Source organism: Aeromonas sp. R4-1, from assembly GCF_040908325.1.
Classification (GTDB): Bacteria; Pseudomonadota; Gammaproteobacteria; order Enterobacterales; family Aeromonadaceae; genus Aeromonas; species Aeromonas veronii.
This window is the reverse complement of record NZ_JBFODM010000059.1, coordinates 73263-90620: the sequence shown is the minus strand read 5'-3', so window position 1 is coordinate 90620 and position 17358 is coordinate 73263. Positions and strand designations below refer to the sequence as shown.

Here is a 17358-nt window from a genome sequence, read left to right as displayed (position 1 = left end):
ATGGGGATAGTCTGTTGGGTATTAGCTGGTCAAGGATGGCGATCATACCTCAGAAGCCGCGCCACGCCTCGCTCATATGAGGGGATGGTTAAGGGGGAGAGCTACCCACAATGTTCCCAGCAACAGTAGAGCCTTCAACCCATAACGTCCCCGCACCTCACTGCTATTGCGGCCAAACAGCACCCTGACATTCCATCTTGCCACTTTCATTCTGCCTGCTCTCCACATAACTAAAACGGCCAGCCACTATCTGCAGATGTTAACTGGCGGACTTCAGAGATTTTTTAACTCGTTTGAGTGCCATCTGCCGCTTGAGCGGTGACAGGTAATCAATGAACAAGTTGCCATCCAGATGATCAATTTCATGCTGCATGACAATGGCCAAAAAATCGCTGCTCTCGATGGTGATCGGATTACCTTTTCGATCCAGTGCAGATACCACCACCGAGCTGTAACGCTCGACATCCGCGTAGTAATCCGGCACGGAGAGACATCCCTCTTGTCCAAGCACCTTTTCAATACCGCTTATCACTTGTGGATTAATCAAAACCAGCGGCTGATCCCTGCTCTCGGACAAGTCGATAATAACGACTGCCTCTTTGCGCCCGACTTGAGTCGCGGCCAAGCCAATCCCGTTTTCCGTCGCATACAGGGTCTCCAGCATGTCATCGATCAGCCCCTGTACGGCAGCGATATCCTCAACCCGCTCGGCCTTGAGCCTCAATTTGGGGTCGGGAGCCGTCAAAATATTCAAAATTGCCATCACAACTCTCCATTAACCACTTTTTTCAATCCGAGGTCACAGCCCAACGGCCGGGACATGGAGACAAACTCTTGATCCTCTTCGACCACGTTGTAACCAAGGCGCTCATAAAACCGTATCGCCCCATGGTTGTCTGTGAAACTGGACAAGGTGACCCGGCATTTCCCCTCACGCTCAGCCTCCTGATGAAGCCGTTCCATCACGGCAGCGCCAAGCTGCCGCCCCTGATACTGAGGGAAAATGATCAGCAGGTGAACATGCTGGGCATCCTCATATGGCTTGCTACATAACAGACCAATGCGCTCTCCCCCATGCAAAATCCACGAAAACCATTGCGGCAGATAGGAGCTGGTTAGTCGCTCGCGTTGAAATTGGTCATCCCAGCCAAAGAGCGCCTCAACATAGGGAAAAATCCCCTGTTTCACGGCAGTAAAGACCTGCTCAAATTCACTTTGCGGTACATCTACAAGTTCAATACCCATTATCGTCCTCCCTGCCTACCTCATATCGACGCGCTGATGGTCAGCACCATCTTTTGGTATGCCTTCCCGCGATAGCAGGTTATACCACTACCACTGAACTTGAGCCCAAATTAAATTCTCATTTGGATGTCTTATGGAGGGTGCGAATAAGCACCCTCCACAACGAAACTGAAAAATTTAGTTTATTAAATTCAAATGCTTACAAGGGCGCATTTTTATGTTTGGTGACTTATTCGCACCTTCCCTAGAGCACCTCTATTTTTACTTTGATAATCCCGTCGCGAATATTGCCGATGGTGCTAAAAGCCGATTTGGAGAGATCGATAATACGCCCGCTTTTAAAGGCACCACGGTCATTGACCTTGACCACTACGCTCTTGCCGTTGGCGAGGTTGGTAACCCGCACCATGACGCCAAAGGGCAACTCCATATGGGCGGCGCTATTGAGGTTGTTGCGATAGAGCTCGCCGCTGGCGGTCTTTTTGCCGTGATAGCGGTCGGCATAATAACTGGCATAGCCGGTTTCGCTATAGCCGCGCCAGCTGCCGCCGTGACTCTCGTCATAACGGCTGCTACAGGCGGCCAGCAGCAGGCAAAGAGATAACTGCAGCCCTTTCTGGATATGTTGCACCTTTCCCCTCTCCTCTCTTCTTTTCGCTATGCGCAATTTTTCTTCTTCGATGCGACCGGTGACGCTGGCGACACACTTGCAGGCGGGAGCTCTCACCTTGCCATAGATCCAAGGCACTCACCATGTTACTCGCCTTGTTGTCAGGCAGCAGCGACGGTGCGGCTACTTTGCCATATCTTCCATGTAAAAAGGGAGGCAAATGCCTCCCTTTCAACTAGTTACCGGTCATCCCGTGTCGGGATGGGCCAGAAACTTCTCAGGCAATCAGCTTGTCATCGGCGAAGCCGAAGCCACGCAGACCCACCACATGCACGTGCTCGTGCTTGCCCTGCACCTTGCGGATGAGCTTGTAGGTGGTGCCCTTCTCGGGGCTGATGTTCTCGGGCGCCGCGATAAGCAGCTGCATATCCTGCCGCTCGCACAGCTCGAACAGGGTGGCGATGGATTTGCCATCCAGACGGGCCGCTTCGTCGAGGAACAGCAGACGGCACGGGGCGATATCCTTGCCGCGTAGACGGCGGGACTCCTCCTCCCAGCTGATCAGTACCATCAACAGAATGGCCTGACCGGTACCGATCGCCTCACCGGTGGAGAGCGCGCCGCTCTCGGCACGCAGCCAGCCATCGGCCCCGCGCTGCACCTCGATCTCCAGCTCCAGATAGTTGCGATAGTCGAGCAGCACGTCGCCCATCACCTGATAGCTGCGATCCCCCTGCTCGATCTGCGGATTGAGGCGCTGGAACAGCTTGGCCATCGCCTCGGAGAAGCTGAGCTCCTTGTCGGCGAACAGATCGTTGTGCATGGCGGTTTGATCGGCCAGCGCCGTCAGCAGACGGGTGTGGGCCTCGCGGATATTGACGTTGAGGCGCACCCCGCGCACCAGACCGAAGGCGATGTTCTGCAAGCCCTGATTGAGCACCCGGATGCGGTTCTGCTCGCGGCGGATGATGTTGGTGATCTTGGCCGCCACCTCGTGGGAGGAGAGCGACAGATGGGTTTCCCGCTGCTTGAGCTCGTCAGCCAGACGGGCCAGCTCGATCTCCATCTCCTCGATCGCCTCGACAGGATCATCGGAGCGGATGATGTCGTTGCGAATGCGATCTTTAAGGTAACGGTAGACCTGCACGTAGAAGGCGACCTTCTGCTCGGTGCTGCGGTTGCCCTCGGAGAGACGCAGCGCATCGCGCAGGGCCTCGTCGTGGGCCACCGCCACCCGCAGGGCGCCGAGGGCCTTGTCCGACATGGAACGCAGCTCGTCGCTGTCAAGGTACGCCAGCTCGCGCTTGTTGAGGCGCTTCTCGACGTCGGTCTCCCGAGCCAGTCGCACCACCCGCGACCAGCTCGCCTTGTGACCCACCAGAGATTTACGGGCGCTGTAGTAATCCTTGCCTTCCAGCTTGAGACGACCGCCGAGGGATTCGATCTCGCGCTTGGTTAACTGCAGCTGGGCCTCGGCGCTGGTGCGACGGGAACGGGTGCGGATCAGCAGCTCTTCGATCTCTTTCTTGTGGGCGCGCGCCTTCTCTTCCATATCGTCAGAGAGGGTCAGCCCCATGGCTGCCAGCTCCTGCTCAAACTCGGTCAGGGTCTGGCGCTTGGCCTCGACGCTGGAGTTCAGCGCAGTGCGCAGCTGCAACGCCTCGGTGTGGCGCTGGGCAATCTGCTTGTGCTGCTCGCCAGCGGTGCGGGCGGCAAGCTCGGCTGCTTTCAGCTTCTCTTTGAGTCGCTCGCTCATCTCGGACGCCTTGCCCAGCAGGTCTTGTGCATCCTGATAGGCAAAGTGCGGCAGACGGGCCACCAGCTGATCGAGGGCGTAGCAACGGCGCTTCTGCTCGGCCAGCAGGTCGCTCACCTCATCGTAAGCTGCCTGCAGCGCGGCCAGATCCTGCGGATCCTGACGCAGCACCTGCACCATGGTTTCCAGTTTATCCAGCGACTTGCCGTGCTTGGCGATAAAGGCTTCGGCCTGTTTTAGCGCTTCCACATCGGCGTGAGCCGCCTCGAGACGGGCCGCCAGCTCAGTCTCGGCAAACAGGTGGGCAAAGGGCAGCATCCCCTGCACCAGCTGGATATGGCGAGTCAGCTGGGCTGCGGCCGCTTTGGCATCACTCAGCTGCTTGTCGCACTCGCCGATGGCTCCTTGCAGCGCGCGCAGCTCGGCCTGCTTGGCCTGCACTTCGGCTTCGGGGTCGGGGCGGAAGGCGATATCCAGATGCTGACCGATAAAGTCGCGGAAGTGACCGTAGAGACGGTGGTACTTCTGCTGCTCGAAAGCGGCCTTGGCGTAACCCTCGATGAGCCCTTCGCGTTCAAGGTCGAGTTGCTCGATCCGCTTTTCACGGGCGGCGCGACCAAACAGCGGTAGCTCGGGATAGCGTGAGAAGCGCACCTGACGCTTGCTGGTGCGCACCAGCACGGCGTCCCCCAGCTCGTCCGCTTCCACGAGATCCTCGTCAAAGGAGTCGGGGTTGCCCTGAATCAGGTAGATATCTTCCGGGCAATCTTCCAGCTTTTTCAGCCGCTCGATGGCGCCTTCGAGGTCGAGCACCACTAGGGCGCTGCGAGCCGGGCCGTAGAGCGCGGAGTAGTAAGGGGCATCGTCGATGGAGATATCGTCATAGACATCGGAGAGCAGCACGCCCCCCACCTGCTCGGCGATGCGGGCAAGACGGGGATCCGCTTCGCCAGCACCCAACTGCAGGTTGCGAATTTGCAGCTCCAGCGCCTGTTTCTGCGCCGCGATGCGGTTGCTCTCCTGCTCGAACTCGCGCTCCTTGTCGAGCACAGTCTGCATACCGGCCGAAAGCTCTTCGGCGGTGGCGAGCGGCAAACCGCTCTGCTCGCGCAGCTGCTCGAGCTTCTCGAACGATTTCAGCCAGCGCGGCGCCAGCTTGGTCAGCTCCGCAATATCACGGCCCAGCTGGGTGCCCTGATGCTCGAGGCTGGCGCGGCGCTGGTTCACCTCCGCCTGCTGCTCGGAGAGCTCCTCCTGACGGGTGCGCTGGGCTTCGAGGAAGATCTCCAGCTCGTCGCTGCTGGCAATCAGCTGGCCAGAGGCCTGCTGCAGCTCGTCACGCAGCTTGAAGAGGCTCTTCTGGCTTTCGCTCTCTTTCTCGAGGCGAGCCAGCGCTGCGCGCAGCCCCTGCCCCTGCGCGATGCGAGCCTTGTCTTCGATGTGACGCTTGAGCAGCGCCTGGGCTGTGGGCCAAGCGGCCTCGCGCACTGTTTCCGGAGCGATGCTGAGCAGCAGCGCCAGCGCCGCTTCGTGCTCGGCCACTGCCGCCTTGGCCAGTGCCAGCTGTTGCTCGGCCCCCAGCACCCGGCTGGTGAGGCTCTGCTCGGCTGCGCGGAACTGATGCAGGGTGTCGCTCGCCTGTTCGGCGGTCAGCCCCGGCAGCTCGCACTGCTCGCGAGCAGCATCGAGGGCCTGCACCGCCTGACGATACTGGATGGCGCGGGTCTGCTGGATATCGAGCGCCTGCTGGTAGTCGGCCAGCTGGGTCTTGAGGCTGTCTACCTCGGCCTGCGCCAGCTCCTTGCGCTCTTCCACCTCCAGCAGTTGGCCATGGATCTCTTCCACTACCGCCTGCTGCTGTTCGAGTTTGTCAGAGAGATCCGCCAGATCGGCGCGGTACATCTCGATCTTCTTCTGCAAGCTGACGGCCGCCATCACCTTGGCCAGATGCTCGGAGGCAGACTCCAGCTCGTCGGTCAGCAGTTTCTCGCGGTTGGTGAGCTGCTCCACCTCATCCGCCAGATAGATGGCGCGCTGCTTCTCTTCGGCCAGAATGCGGCGCTTGTCGGCCAGCTCCTGGCGAGCCTTGAGGGCCAGCTCGGAGAGGCGGCTCTTCTCGGCGGCATTGCGCACATAGTCAGCGGCCACATAGTGGGTAGTCTCGGTGATCAGGTTCTTGAACAGATCCCGCTGACCCTGGGTCTCCTTGATGGCCTCCAGCGTGCGGCGGTTTTCATAGATGGCCGCCTCCATGTCTGCAAACGCCTTGCGCACCCCGGAGTTCTCCGGCAGCAGGTATTCGCGCAGGGAACGGCTGATGGACGAGGAGATACCGCCGTAGAGAGAAGCTTCGATCAGGCGATAGAACTTGCCGCGATCTTTTTGATCACGCAGCTTCTTCGGGGTGATGCCGAACTCGAACATGAAGTTGTGATAGTCGGTCACCGTATTGAATTTGGCGACTTTCAGCGCCCCCAGCTCGGCGGCCGCCCCTTTCAGGTCGGTAAAGGCACGTACCCGCCCCTTGCCGCCATCGAGCTTCTCCAGCAGCAGATCGGTCGGTGCCAGATTCTCCGGCACATCCACCAGCGCAAACGGGGTGATGTTGACCTTGTTGTCGCGGTTGGCCACCTGCTCGAGGTGGACGCCGACCCAGATCCGCTGCTCGCGGCTGTTCATCACTTCCAGAAGTGAGTAGCAGTGGCCGCGCTGCAGTTTGCCGTAGAGCCCCTTGTCACGGGAGGCGCTGCTCGATCCCGCTTCCGTGGTATTGCGGAAATGGAGCAGTGACTGGTCGGGGATGAGCGCCGCGATAAAGGCCGCCATGGTGGTGGACTTGCCCGCGCCGTTGCCGCCGGAAAGGGTGGTGACCAGCTGGTCGAGATCGAAGGTACGGGCAAAGAAGCCGTTCCAGTTGACCATGGTCAGGGATTTGAACTTGCCTCGCACCGGTTATACCTCCAGATCCAGTTGTTCTTCATCGAGATCCGCCTCGATGTCATCAAAGAGCGAGTCGCTGCTCGGCATTTCGTCGTCGTGGAAGATGGCTTCACCCTCCTGGATCATCCGCAGCTGAACGGCGCGCGGATCTTCATCGGAACGCACATCGGCGGCGAAACGGAACACCGATTCGTTGACCCGGAATTTATCCCCGTTGCCAAGGGCGGTGATCATGCCAAGGCGACGCAGACGGCGCATGGAGGTACGGATCTTTTCGAGCAGCTTCTTCTTGTCGAGATCGGTACCGCCGGAGCGGCTGTTGACCATCCGCAGCAGCTGCTTCTCGTCGGCGAGGCTCAGCACCTCCTCCTGCAGTTCGGCCATGGCGAATACCCCTTCCGAGGCCAGACGATCCGGGCTCAGGTAGAGGTAGCAGAGCACCTTGCCCACCAGCATATCGAGCTCGGAGAGCACAGTGGTGCCGATGTCGGAGCTCGGGCGCGGGCGCAGGTAAAAGAAGCCTTCCGGCGCCTTGATCAACTCCACCTGATAGCGGCCGTAGAAGATCTCCAGCTCGCTGTGATATTCGACCAGCGCCGAATGCTGCTCGAACTCGTCGGCACTGATGTGGCGACCCGAGCGCAAGGCGGTGTCGATGCGCGGAAACAAGGGGTTGGCAATCGCCTCTGCAAGCCGCAGCGGCAAGGGAAACTCAGTATTGATCAATGACATAGGCCTGAACCTTGGATCCAGCTTGGTTAATGGGTTTCCATGCGGGTTGGCGATGCAGTTCGCGCTCGCCGCTGGCATGGCCCAGGCGCACGGCCTGGTCGATCAGAAGACGCGCCACATCGAAGTGGGCATGAGCTGGGTAGTCCAGCAGGTATTCCCGCAGCACGTCGGCCAAGTCCAGCTGCTGCCCCTGCTCGGGGTAGCGGGCCAGATAGCGCTCGATGCGCTCGGCCAGCTCCTGGTTGATGTCCACCATCTCGACGTACTCCATCTCGAGGGGCACCTCACCGGTCACCTCCTCGTCGTGGATGGCGATGGTTTCGTCGCGCAGCTCCAGCAGACGGGGCTCTTCGGCCACCCGCAGCTGCCAGTTGTGCTGCTCGAAGTTGCGGATGGACTCGCGCAGCCGCTGGCTGAAGGCACGGTTCTTGTCCATGTCGATGGCGTTGCGGATAAATTTGTGGACATGTCTGTCGTAGCGGGACCAGAGCTCGATGCACTGCTGACCCCAGCTGGTGATGACGTCAAGACGACCTTGCAAGGCGTGAGTCAGCTCCTCGACGTGGAACAGATCGTCGCGCCCCTGCGCCGCTTCCTGAATGTTGAGCAGCCCCGCTTGCAGGCGGTGGCCGGCAGCGTCCAGGGTATCCTGCAGCTCGCGCAGGGTCTGGCCGGTCTCGTGCAGCAGCTTTTCGCAGCTGTGAATGGCATCGACCCAGTTCTGGGTCAGCAGGGCCGCGATTTCGCTCTTGACCTGATTCTGCTGCTCATCCATGGCGCGCTGGGTGAGATCGATCCGCCCCAGCGTCTCTTCCAGCGAGAAGGTGAGGCGCGGCAGCACCTCGGCATCCCACTGTTCACGGGTGTTGGTCTCGAGCGCCGCCTTGCGGGCGGTGTCGAGCTCGGCAGCAAGGTGTTCGAGCAGGATGGAGAGCTTGATGGAGTCAACCTGACGCTGATCCATAAAGAAGTCGACGATGCTCACGCCCAGGCGCGACAGGCGGTAGAGGCTCTCCCCCGCCACCATGTCGGTGTTGAAGCGCGACAGCAGCTGCTGGCGAATGAGATCGTTGATGGCGTTGTTGGCGCGACCGGTGAGGGTCTCGTCCATCTGGCCGAAGGCGCTGCTGACATAGCCAAAGGCATCGTGCAGCGCCGCTTCCGACAGGTCCGACTCATCTTCGGACAGGGTCTTGATTGCAATCAGAAAGGCCAGCCGGTCGGTTGGCAGGCTCAACGCCAGCCCCTCCTGCCTGACCCACCCTACTAGCTCCGGCAAAGAACGCTCTGGCAGGGTACGGGATGTACTCATCATGATGTTGTCATCTCGTTGTTGTATTGGGCGCAAAATCGTGCGCGCGGCTACATCCGGTAGCATCGAAAACATGGTTCACATCGACGTGAACCGCGAGCAATCAGCTGGCCGGCTTCTGGGCCATCACATGGATATAGCGACCGAGGGCGACAAAAGGCTCCTGACGGCAATATTGCTGCTCCATGGCCAGCAGATCGTCGAACTTCTCCACCTGATCCTGCTTGTGACGCATATAGTCGTGGATCACCCGCACCCCGGTCTTGCCGATGATGCGCAGCCCCCCGCGACCAATCCAGTCATAGACCTGCTCCGGCAATTGGGGATTGGTGGGTGTAAGCGCAGTCTGCCGCTTCTTGCGAAGGCCAAGGCGCACATAGTCAAAATTGCCCACCACCAGGCTCTGGAACAGCAAACCATGACGGTTGTAGAAAAGCAGCGACAGTATGCCCCCGGCATTGACGAAAGGGAACAGACCCAGCAAGGTCTGGCGCGGCTCGGCGAGCCACTCCAGCACCGCATGGCAGAGCACCAGATCAAAGGTCCCGGTCACGTGTTGCTTCAGATCCTGAATGGGGCAATGGATGAGACGGATTTTGTCTTCCAGCCCCTTCTCGGCGATCTGGCTGCGGGCCAGTTCCAGCATTTCTGCTGACAGATCGCACAGCTCCACCTGATGGCCCATGGCCGCCAGCTTCTGGGCGAAATAGCCAAAACCGCCCCCCGCATCGAGGATGCGCAGCGGTCGGTTGCCAAGGCGGGCCAGGCAGGCTTCGATGTCGCTCCAGACAATGGTGGTGCGGATGCGCCCCTTGGTGGAGTCGTAAATGTTGCGGGCGAACTTGTCGGCGCGCCCGTCAAAACTCTGATCGTGCTTCAAGGAGAAACTCAACATTAGCGCCACAGGGTTGTGGCCATCCCAAAAAAGAGAGGTATTCTGTCACATCCCGAATTTGCTGAAAACTCAAGGAAGTGTCTGCCGTGTTTGTGCTCAAAAAGTGGCTGGGTCAGCTATTGATGCCGCTCCCCTTCTCCCTCTCCCTGCTGCTGGTCGCCCTGCTGCTACTCTGGTTCACCCGTTTTCAGAAAACTGGCAAACTGCTGGCCACTCTCTCGCTGCTCATTGTGGCGCTGATGGGGATGCGGCCGGTGAGCTATGAACTGGCCCGCGGGCTGGAGCAGACCTTCCCGCCGTTCGAGGTGAGCCAGCATCCCAACATCGATGCCATCGTGGTGCTCGGCAACGGTCATGTCAGCGATCCGGCGGTACCGATGCGCAGTTGGCAGAACAATATCGCCCTGGCCCGCACTCTCGAAGGGGTGCGCCTCGCCCAGGCCTATCCCGAAGCCGAACTGGTTTTCTCCGGCTATGTGTCGGGGGATCCCCTCTCCAATGCCGAGGTCAATGCCCGGATGGCCGAGAGCCTCAGCATTCCCCGTTCGCGGATGACGTTGTTTGAAAACAACAAAGACACTCATGATGAGGCGGTCAGTATCAGCCGACATCTGAAAGGAAAAGAGGTGGCGCTGGTCAGTTCAGCAACCCACCTGCCGCGCGCCATGGCCCTCTATCAAGGTCAGGGACTCAATGCCGTGCCGGCCCCCACCGACTACACCGCCAAGCAGAGCCAGGTACCCCAGCCCCTCTACAGTTATTTACCCAAAGGGCGTTATTTGATGTATTCCGAAGCTGCCATCCACGAATGGATTGGGGTATGGTGGGCTCGCTTGCGGGGGCAGGTTAACGAATGAGCGATCAAGCGTTTCATTCCTGATTTGGATCAGGAAAGCGAAAAAAAATTACGTCATTTGCCGCCGGGTCAGCTATCTTGGGCTCGGTTCAATTCATATAATGTCGCGCAATCAAATGCCTAGGAGATATACAAGATGAGACAGCACCTGGTAATGGGTAACTGGAAACTGAACGGCACCAAAGCTTCTGTAGAAGCTCTGATCAAAGGACTGACCCCGGCTGCTGCCGCTCATCCTTCTGTACAAGTCGCCGTCTGCCCGCCGGTTATCTTTTTGGGTCTGGTTGAGCAACTGACCGCTGGCAGCAAGATTGCCTACGGTGCCCAGAACGCTGACGTTCACGAGTCTGGTGCCTTCACCGGCGAAAACGCCCCCTCCATGCTGAAAGCCTTTGGTTGCACCTACTCTCTGGTCGGCCACAGCGAGCGTCGTACCCTGCACGCAGAGACTGACGACGTGGTTGCAGCCAAGTACGAAGCGATCCAGAAAGGCGGCCTGATCCCGGTTCTGTGCATCGGTGAAACTCTGGAGCAGTTCGAAGCCGGCGTGACCAAGAACGTGGTTGAGACCCAGCTGAAAGCCGTTATCGACCGTTGCGGCATCGCCTCATTCAACAACGCCGTTATCGCTTACGAGCCGGTATGGGCCATCGGTACTGGCAAGACTGCCACTCCGGAGATCGCTCAGTCCGTCCACGCTCACATCCGTCAGTACCTGGCCGGTTTTGATGCCGCCGTTGCTGCCAAAGTACAGATCCTGTACGGCGGTTCCGTCACTGGCGCCACTGCAGCCGACCTGTTCGGTCAGCCGGACATCGACGGTGGCCTGGTCGGTGGTGCGTCCCTGAAAGTGGACGATTTCTCCCAGATCATCGCTGGCGCTGCCAAGTAATCCTGATTACGGCAAAGAGAGGGGCTCGTCCCCTCTCTTGTATCGCTTTTCCTATGGTGGCCCCCGCATTCCATATGAAAGCCGATATAGTAAAAGTGGCTTGTCTATTTAAACATTCGTATTTGACAACTCAGATCCAGAGGCACTCATGACCAAACAAATCAAACGTATTGGTGTTTTGACCAGTGGTGGCGACGCACCGGGTATGAACGCAGCCATTCGCGCCGTGGTTCGCGCCGGTTTGCATCATGGCCTGGAAGTTTACGGTATTTATGATGGCTACCTCGGTCTGCACCAGGATCGCATCGTCAAGCTGGAGCGTCACAGCGTTTCCGACGTGGTGAACCGTGGTGGTACTTTCCTCGGCTCCGCCCGTTTCCCTGCCTTCAAAGACCCCGCAGTGCGCGCCGAAGCGATCGAAAACCTGAAAAAACACGGTATCGATGCGCTGGTCGTCATCGGTGGTGACGGCTCCTACATGGGTGCCAAGAAGCTGACCGAAGAGGGTTTCCCCTGCATCGGCCTGCCGGGCACCATCGACAACGATATCGCCGGTACCGACTTCACCATCGGCTTTGATACCGCTCTAAACGTGGTGGTTGACGCCATCGACCGCCTGCGCGACACCTGCAGCTCCCACCACCGTATCTCCGTGGTCGAGATCATGGGCCGCCACTGTGGCGATCTGGCCATGTCCGCCGCCGTTGCCGGTGGTGCCGAATATGTGATCGTACCGGAAGTAGCCTTCGACAAAGAGAAGCTGCTCAAGCAGATCAAGGAAGGCGAAGCCAAGGGCAAGAAGCACGCCATCATCACCATCTGCGAACACGTAACCGACGTGAATGCGCTGGCCAAGGACATCGAAGCCCTGACCGGTCGTGAAACCCGCGCCACCATCCTGGGCCACATCCAGCGTGGCGGTGCCCCGACTGCCCGTGACCGCATCATGTCCAGCCGTATGGGTGCTTACGCCGTTGAGCAGCTGCTCGCTGGTCACGGTGGTCGCTGCGTCGGTATCCAGCGCAACGAGCTGGTACACCACGACATCATCGACTGCATCGAGAACATGAAGCGTCCGTTCGATCAGGAGCTGTACAACCTCTCCACCACCCTGTTCTAAGCCACGCGGCTTTTAACCGGCTGTTGATGACAAAAACCCTCCATCGGAGGGTTTTTTAATATCTTACAAAAACGGGGGCATCGGCACGCTGTGTGGCCCTCACTATACGGGTTGCCTGATTACCAACCCTTGCGCCATCTGACTGATCACCAGCCTTCCTCTCCTCACAGCAACCGGCATCAGCCTACGAACAGAGTTCCGGTATTGTCGTGGATGTGTTTTATTACTGCGAACCGGATTGCGTTGACCTGCGCTCTGTCGCCCCTGAAACGAGCTTGTTCAGCCTCCTCGTCATACGCCGCTTTTTATATGTCAATCTTGTAGAAGGGATTCAGATATCTTACCCAACCATGCTCCGGCTCTGATCTCGTATTGCAATCACATGACTCACGCAGGTGCACCGGCCACGCAGATCGCTGCTCGCGCCCAGCCCAGCCCAGCCCAGCCCAGCCCAGCCCAGCCCAGCCCAGCCAGAGAATACTCCTCTGGCCTATTGCGCACCTCACTCTTGCTGTGGCCATGTCTATTCCGAGGCCGACGGGAAAATTGGCGGTGATAAAACAGCCAGTTGCCACTCTGTATCCCCCCGATGTACGGCTCTCATCCCTATGAACCCCGTGTATTGCTGTAAAAATGCGGAGACTCTGGACTGATAAAGTGATGGTGTGACAAGGGTTGGCAACCAGACTCTCTCCATAGACTTCTTTTGGATGGGCTATCTACGTCAGGAGTCGTCAAATCATTGCCTCGCACACTTTTTATGGCCTCAATGACACTATTACGAGGGTGAAAACTTATAAAATGCCATTTGAGCTCCATACAGAACCCCTCACAAAACCGACCAGCAGCTCATCAACTGATTGAATTTAAATGAAATAACCATAAAAACAGAATCTTGAATGCCTGACCTGCCATGGCAGGTGATAAAATCAGCTCAATATGACAAAAATAGCCATCTCAACCAACCACGAACATAAAGCAGTTATTTTATCAACTTACACCTTGTTTTACCCCCTTGTTATGGTATCTTGACTGCATCAACCAACAACTTAGGGAGAGAAAAATGAAAGAGTTTGTCGTTACTGCCGTTTTCACGGTGTTTTTCACCCTGGTTGCTGTCTCTCTGCCCTCACTGTCACAGTTCTGAGCCGGATAGAGAGGCATCAATCCGGACCGACTCTCTTTGCCATGTCTGTTTAATCGCCATCAACTGGCGCTTTTCAGTAATAATGCCGAGATGGTCAACATAGATATGATTTCATCACGTTGACGCTGTTTCTTTCACCACAAGGGTGTAACCAGGATGGTTTAACCATATGGCCTGATGGAGTAGAACCAGCAGCAGATCATATCCTAGGGGAGCAAGGCTCCCCTTTTTGTTACCCGCCGTTTGACAATCCCCTACCCCGGCATCTACAACAGGCCGGTTGACGCCATACGGCCCATGCCCACAACTGATGTTTTCCCCTCCTGTACTCTCCATTCAACACAGCTACATCCGTCAGCAATCTCTTGTGCACACCTTTGCTCTGATACTTGTCCGGCAGATATAAAAAAGCCCCCGCCATCATGGCAGGGGCTCGCGTTACGCAGTGTCAGCTTAGGGCTGTTATATCTCAGTCCAGCTCAAAGCAGTTATGCCTTGTTCCAGCGCTCTGGGTCATATTCCGGGCTGAAGCGGTCAACAATGACAGCACAGGCCGCATCGCCGGTGATATTGAGGGAGGTGCGGATCATGTCGAACAGACGATCCAGCGCGAACAGCAGCGGCAACCCTTCAATGGGGATCCCGGCCGCCAGCAGCACGGCAACCACCAGGAAGCTTGGGCCCGGCACACCGGCCTGGCCGATCGCCCCCAGAGTGGAGGTCACAATGATGGCCGCCCAGGCACCGACGCTCAGATCGACGTTGTAAACCTGCGCGAAGAAGATGGCGACCAGACCGTAATAGATGGCGTTGCCGCTCATATTGATGGTGGCCCCCAGCGGCAACACGAAGGAGGCGGTCGCGTTGGTCACTTTCAGATCATGCTCGCAGGTCTCCATATTGACCGGCAGGGTCGCCATGGAAGAGGCGGTGGAGAAGGCCACGATCTGCGGCTTCTTCATGGCAGAGAGGTACTTCATTACCGGCGTGTTGGAGAACATCATCACCAGCAGCGGATAGACCACAAAGCCGAAGATGAGGATGGCAGCCACATAAACCACGAACAGCTTGAGTACCAGGGTCAGCACGTCGAAGCCATAGGTACCGATGGCTTCCGCCATCAGACCGAACACCCCGAGCGGCGCGATGATCATCACCTTGTTGATCATCCAGACGAAGGCATCCACCAGGGTATTGAGCCCATCGACCAGTGGCTTGGCCCGCTCGCGCGGCTGTTTGGCCAGCGCAATGCCGAGGAACATGCAGAACACCAGGATCTGCAGGATGTTCGCTTCGTTGAGGGAGTTGAAGACGTTGGTGGGGATCATGCCAAGCAAGGTGGCGACTGCATCCGGCAGCGCCCCTTTATCGGCGTAGTCACCACCAAACATGGAGGCGACGGAAGCGAAATCGACCCCGACACCCGGTTTGAAGATCTGCCCCATTACCAGTGCCAGCAACACGGCCAACGCTGAGGTCACGAGGAAGAAGGCCAGCGTCGCCGCACCGATCTTGCCCGCAGCCGGGCTGGCGCCCAGATTGGCGGCGCCGGAGAGGATGGCAACCGCCACCAGCGGGATCACCAGCATCTTGATCAGCTGGATAAACAGGGTACCGAGCGGTGCAAACACGGTGGCTTGTTCACCCATGAACGCGCCGACCACTGCGCCCAGTACCATGGCGACCACAACCTGGAAGCCGATGTTTTTAATGAGTCCTTTAGTTAACACAATATGTTCCTTTATGTAGCAAAATTCACACTTTTCCCAGTGCAATTAACCAAACAGGGGAATGAGCGGCTGCCCATTCCCCTGTTTGCGCGTGTTATCTCACATTTAATTGCTGTTTTAAATCAGCAAATCATTAACCTTGGCTATTAATAAGTTTGCGACAAAGTGAAGATTCAAAGCGGTCTCGGCGATTTTTACCTCATCCCCCATGACAACTGGCAAAAGATTGTGCTAGTTTGGCTGCACAAACGTACATACAGGGATGTAAAGATGCTGAAAGTTAACGAGTATTTCGACGGAAATGTAAAATCCATCGGTTTCGAACAAAAAGGCGAGAAATCAACTGTCGGGGTGATGAACGCCGGTGACTACCTGTTCAACACCGCCGCCCCCGAACGGATGACAGTGATCAAGGGCGCCCTCACCATCCAGCTGGCTGATGAAGATGAGTGGCACACCTACAGCCAGGGTGAATCCTTCCTGGTGGCCGGTCACTCCTCCTTCAAACTGGAAGTGAAAACTCCCACTGCCTATCTGTGCGAATTTCTCGACTGATCAGGCCGGTTGAAGGGGATCAGCCCCTTCAACCTTCTTGGGCAATCCCCAGCCCCATTATCTGTGTCCATGTCACAGCACCGCACATCCCCGCTTTCCATCCACGTCAAAAATCCTAGAATAAACAGACATAAACCATCACCGGATTGATGTCATGATCAGCGTGTTTGACCTGTTTTCCATCGGAATTGGCCCCTCCTCTTCCCATACTGTCGGCCCCATGCGTGCCTCCTATGCTTTCGTCCAGCAGCTCAAACTGCAAGGGCATCTGCAACAAGTCACGCGGGTCGAAGTAGAGTGTTACGGCTCGCTGGGCCAGACCGGCAAAGGGCACGGTACCGGCAAGGCAATCATTCTGGGGCTATCCGGCTTTGAACCGGAATCGGTCGATATCGATGCCATACCCGCCATTCTGGCTCGAGTGGAAAAGGAGCAGAGCCTGCAGCTGGCAGGCGAACAACCAAGCCATTTTCCCCGCACCGGTGCCATCATCTTCAACCGCCGAAAAACCCTGCCGGCCCACACCAATGGCATGACTCTGCGGGCCTTTGATAAAGAGGAAAACCTGCGCTTCAGCCAGACCTACTACTCCATCGGGGGCGGCTTCATCATTGAAGAGAGCCACTTTGCCACCGCCAAAGAAGAGGCCGCCAAGTCGGATGCCGAACATCCGGTCCCCTACCCGTTCGACAGCGGCGCCCAGTTGCTGGCCCACTGTCAGGAGAGCGGCCTCTCCATCTCGGTGCTGATCCTGGCCAATGAGCGGGTATTTCGCAGCGATGAGCAGATAAAAGCGGGGCTGCGCAAGATCTGGCAGGCGATGCAGGGCTGCGTCGAGCGAGGTTGCAAGAGCGAAGGGGTGCTGCCGGGCGGCCTCAAGGTTCGGCGCCGCGCCCCGGGGCTGTTCCGCCAGCTAAGCTGCGAGACCAACTTCAACAAGGATCCGCTGATGGTGATGGAGTGGGTCGATCTCTTTGCGCTGGCGGTCAACGAGGAGAACGCCGCCGGTGGCCGGGTGGTGACCGCCCCCACCAATGGCGCCGCGGGCATCATTCCCGCCGTGCTGCACTACTACGATCGCTTCGTTCACAAGGTGGATGACGAGACGCTGATCCGCTACTTCCTCACCGCGGCTGCCATCGGCATCTTATATAAGAAGAACGCCTCCCTCTCCGGGGCCGAAGTGGGCTGTCAGGGTGAAGTTGGGGTTGCCTGCTCCATGGCGGCTGGCGCGCTGACCGAACTGCTGGGGGGTAGTCCGGCCATGGTGGAGAACGCCGCCGAAATAGGCATGGAGCACAATCTCGGCCTCACCTGCGATCCCATCGGCGGACTGGTGCAGGTGCCCTGCATCGAGCGCAACGCCATGGGGGCGGTCAAGGCGATCAATGCCGCCCGCCTCGCCCTGCGCGGCACCGGTGAGCACAAGGTGTCGCTCGACAAGGTGATCAAGACCATGTGGGAGACCGGCAACGACATGAAGACCAAATACAAGGAGACGGCCCGTGGCGGCCTCGCCGTTAACATTACCGAATGTTAAAAAACGGCAAATGACTCCATTTGGTTCC

The 17358-nt window shown here is 58.0% G+C and carries 13 protein-coding genes; 5 read left to right on the top strand and 8 right to left on the bottom strand.

Annotated elements, in window-relative coordinates; translation table 11 throughout:
* Nucleotides 1-259: 259 nt before the first annotated feature.
* The 7 genes from def to cmoM all read right to left on the bottom strand — a co-directional run bounded on the left by def (nucleotide 260) and on the right by cmoM (nucleotide 9475).
* The gene (gene def / locus AB5Y90_RS09560) at nucleotides 260-763 is read right to left on the bottom strand and encodes a peptide deformylase (RefSeq protein WP_139440848.1); all 504 of its coding nucleotides are present in this window, start codon (nucleotides 761-763) and stop codon (nucleotides 260-262) included.
* Entirely contained in the window at nucleotides 763-1245 is a 483-nt protein-coding gene (locus AB5Y90_RS09555) for an N-acetyltransferase (RefSeq protein WP_139747306.1), read from the bottom strand. The genes def and AB5Y90_RS09555 overlap by 1 nt, the downstream gene beginning before the upstream one ends.
* 244 nt (nucleotides 1246-1489) lie before the next feature.
* Nucleotides 1490-1876: a septal ring lytic transglycosylase RlpA family protein gene (locus AB5Y90_RS09550; protein WP_164979957.1), complete on the bottom strand. Its 387-nt coding sequence runs from the start codon at nucleotides 1874-1876 to the stop codon at nucleotides 1490-1492.
* A 256-nt stretch (nucleotides 1877-2132) separates the two neighbouring features.
* A complete protein-coding gene (mukB, locus tag AB5Y90_RS09545) occupies nucleotides 2133-6560 on the bottom strand; it encodes a chromosome partition protein MukB (RefSeq protein ID WP_368166840.1) in 4428 nt (1475 codons plus the stop codon).
* A 3-nt stretch (nucleotides 6561-6563) separates the two neighbouring features.
* On the bottom strand, nucleotides 6564-7283 hold the full coding sequence (gene mukE / locus AB5Y90_RS09540; protein ID WP_005345759.1) for a chromosome partition protein MukE: 720 nt from the start codon (nucleotides 7281-7283) through the stop codon (nucleotides 6564-6566).
* Nucleotides 7264-8598, bottom strand: a complete 1335-nt coding sequence (mukF, locus tag AB5Y90_RS09535) for a chromosome partition protein MukF (RefSeq protein ID WP_005345760.1) — start codon at nucleotides 8596-8598, stop codon at nucleotides 7264-7266. The genes mukE and mukF overlap by 20 nt, the downstream gene beginning before the upstream one ends.
* Before the next feature lie 100 nt (nucleotides 8599-8698).
* Nucleotides 8699-9475: a tRNA uridine 5-oxyacetic acid(34) methyltransferase CmoM gene (cmoM, locus tag AB5Y90_RS09530; RefSeq protein WP_031227571.1), complete on the bottom strand. Its 777-nt coding sequence runs from the start codon at nucleotides 9473-9475 to the stop codon at nucleotides 8699-8701.
* A 101-nt stretch (nucleotides 9476-9576) separates the two neighbouring features.
* Between cmoM and elyC the strand changes: the two genes are divergently transcribed.
* From elyC to pfkA, 3 genes are all read left to right on the top strand, one after another.
* The gene (gene elyC / locus AB5Y90_RS09525; RefSeq protein WP_368166839.1) at nucleotides 9577-10347 is read left to right on the top strand and encodes an envelope biogenesis factor ElyC; all 771 of its coding nucleotides are present in this window, start codon (nucleotides 9577-9579) and stop codon (nucleotides 10345-10347) included.
* A gap of 135 nt (nucleotides 10348-10482) precedes the next feature.
* Nucleotides 10483-11238 carry a triose-phosphate isomerase gene (tpiA, locus tag AB5Y90_RS09520; protein ID WP_047440675.1) on the top strand — a complete coding sequence of 252 codons (756 nt, stop codon included), beginning with the start codon at nucleotides 10483-10485 and terminating at the stop codon, nucleotides 11236-11238.
* A gap of 148 nt (nucleotides 11239-11386) precedes the next feature.
* Complete coding sequence (pfkA, locus tag AB5Y90_RS09515; protein WP_005336840.1) at nucleotides 11387-12358, top strand: 6-phosphofructokinase; 972 nt, start codon at nucleotides 11387-11389, stop codon at nucleotides 12356-12358.
* 1635 nt (nucleotides 12359-13993) lie between these two features.
* Here pfkA and AB5Y90_RS09510 read toward each other — a convergent pair.
* On the bottom strand, nucleotides 13994-15235 hold the full coding sequence (locus tag AB5Y90_RS09510; RefSeq protein ID WP_320545016.1) for a dicarboxylate/amino acid:cation symporter: 1242 nt from the start codon (nucleotides 15233-15235) through the stop codon (nucleotides 13994-13996).
* A 270-nt stretch (nucleotides 15236-15505) separates the two neighbouring features.
* Here AB5Y90_RS09510 and AB5Y90_RS09505 point away from each other — a divergent pair, with 270 nt between their 5' ends.
* Together AB5Y90_RS09505 and AB5Y90_RS09500 are read left to right on the top strand one after the other, a co-directional pair.
* On the top strand, nucleotides 15506-15790 hold the full coding sequence (locus AB5Y90_RS09505; protein ID WP_005336842.1) for a pyrimidine/purine nucleoside phosphorylase: 285 nt from the start codon (nucleotides 15506-15508) through the stop codon (nucleotides 15788-15790).
* Nucleotides 15791-15944: 154 nt separating this feature from the next.
* Nucleotides 15945-17330 carry an L-serine ammonia-lyase gene (locus AB5Y90_RS09500; RefSeq protein ID WP_368166838.1) on the top strand — a complete coding sequence of 462 codons (1386 nt, stop codon included), beginning with the start codon at nucleotides 15945-15947 and terminating at the stop codon, nucleotides 17328-17330.
* Nucleotides 17331-17358 lie beyond the last annotated feature (28 nt).

Bases quoted from the DNA above. Each gene is read 5' to 3' on its own strand.
- def (WP_139440848.1), bottom strand. From the start codon at position 763: ATGGCAATTTTGAATATTTTGACGGCTCCCGACCCCAAATTGAGGCTC.
- mukF (WP_005345760.1), bottom strand. From the start codon at position 8,598: ATGATGAGTACATCCCGTACCCTGCCAGAGCGTTCTTTGCCGGAGCTA.
- AB5Y90_RS09505 (WP_005336842.1), top strand. From the start codon at position 15,506: ATGCTGAAAGTTAACGAGTATTTCGACGGAAATGTAAAATCCATCGGT.
- tpiA (WP_047440675.1), top strand. From the start codon at position 10,483: ATGAGACAGCACCTGGTAATGGGTAACTGGAAACTGAACGGCACCAAA.
- AB5Y90_RS09555 (WP_139747306.1), bottom strand. From the start codon at position 1,245: ATGGGTATTGAACTTGTAGATGTACCGCAAAGTGAATTTGAGCAGGTC.
- AB5Y90_RS09500 (WP_368166838.1), top strand. From the start codon at position 15,945: ATGATCAGCGTGTTTGACCTGTTTTCCATCGGAATTGGCCCCTCCTCT.
- mukE (WP_005345759.1), bottom strand. From the start codon at position 7,283: ATGTCATTGATCAATACTGAGTTTCCCTTGCCGCTGCGGCTTGCAGAG.
- pfkA (WP_005336840.1), top strand. From the start codon at position 11,387: ATGACCAAACAAATCAAACGTATTGGTGTTTTGACCAGTGGTGGCGAC.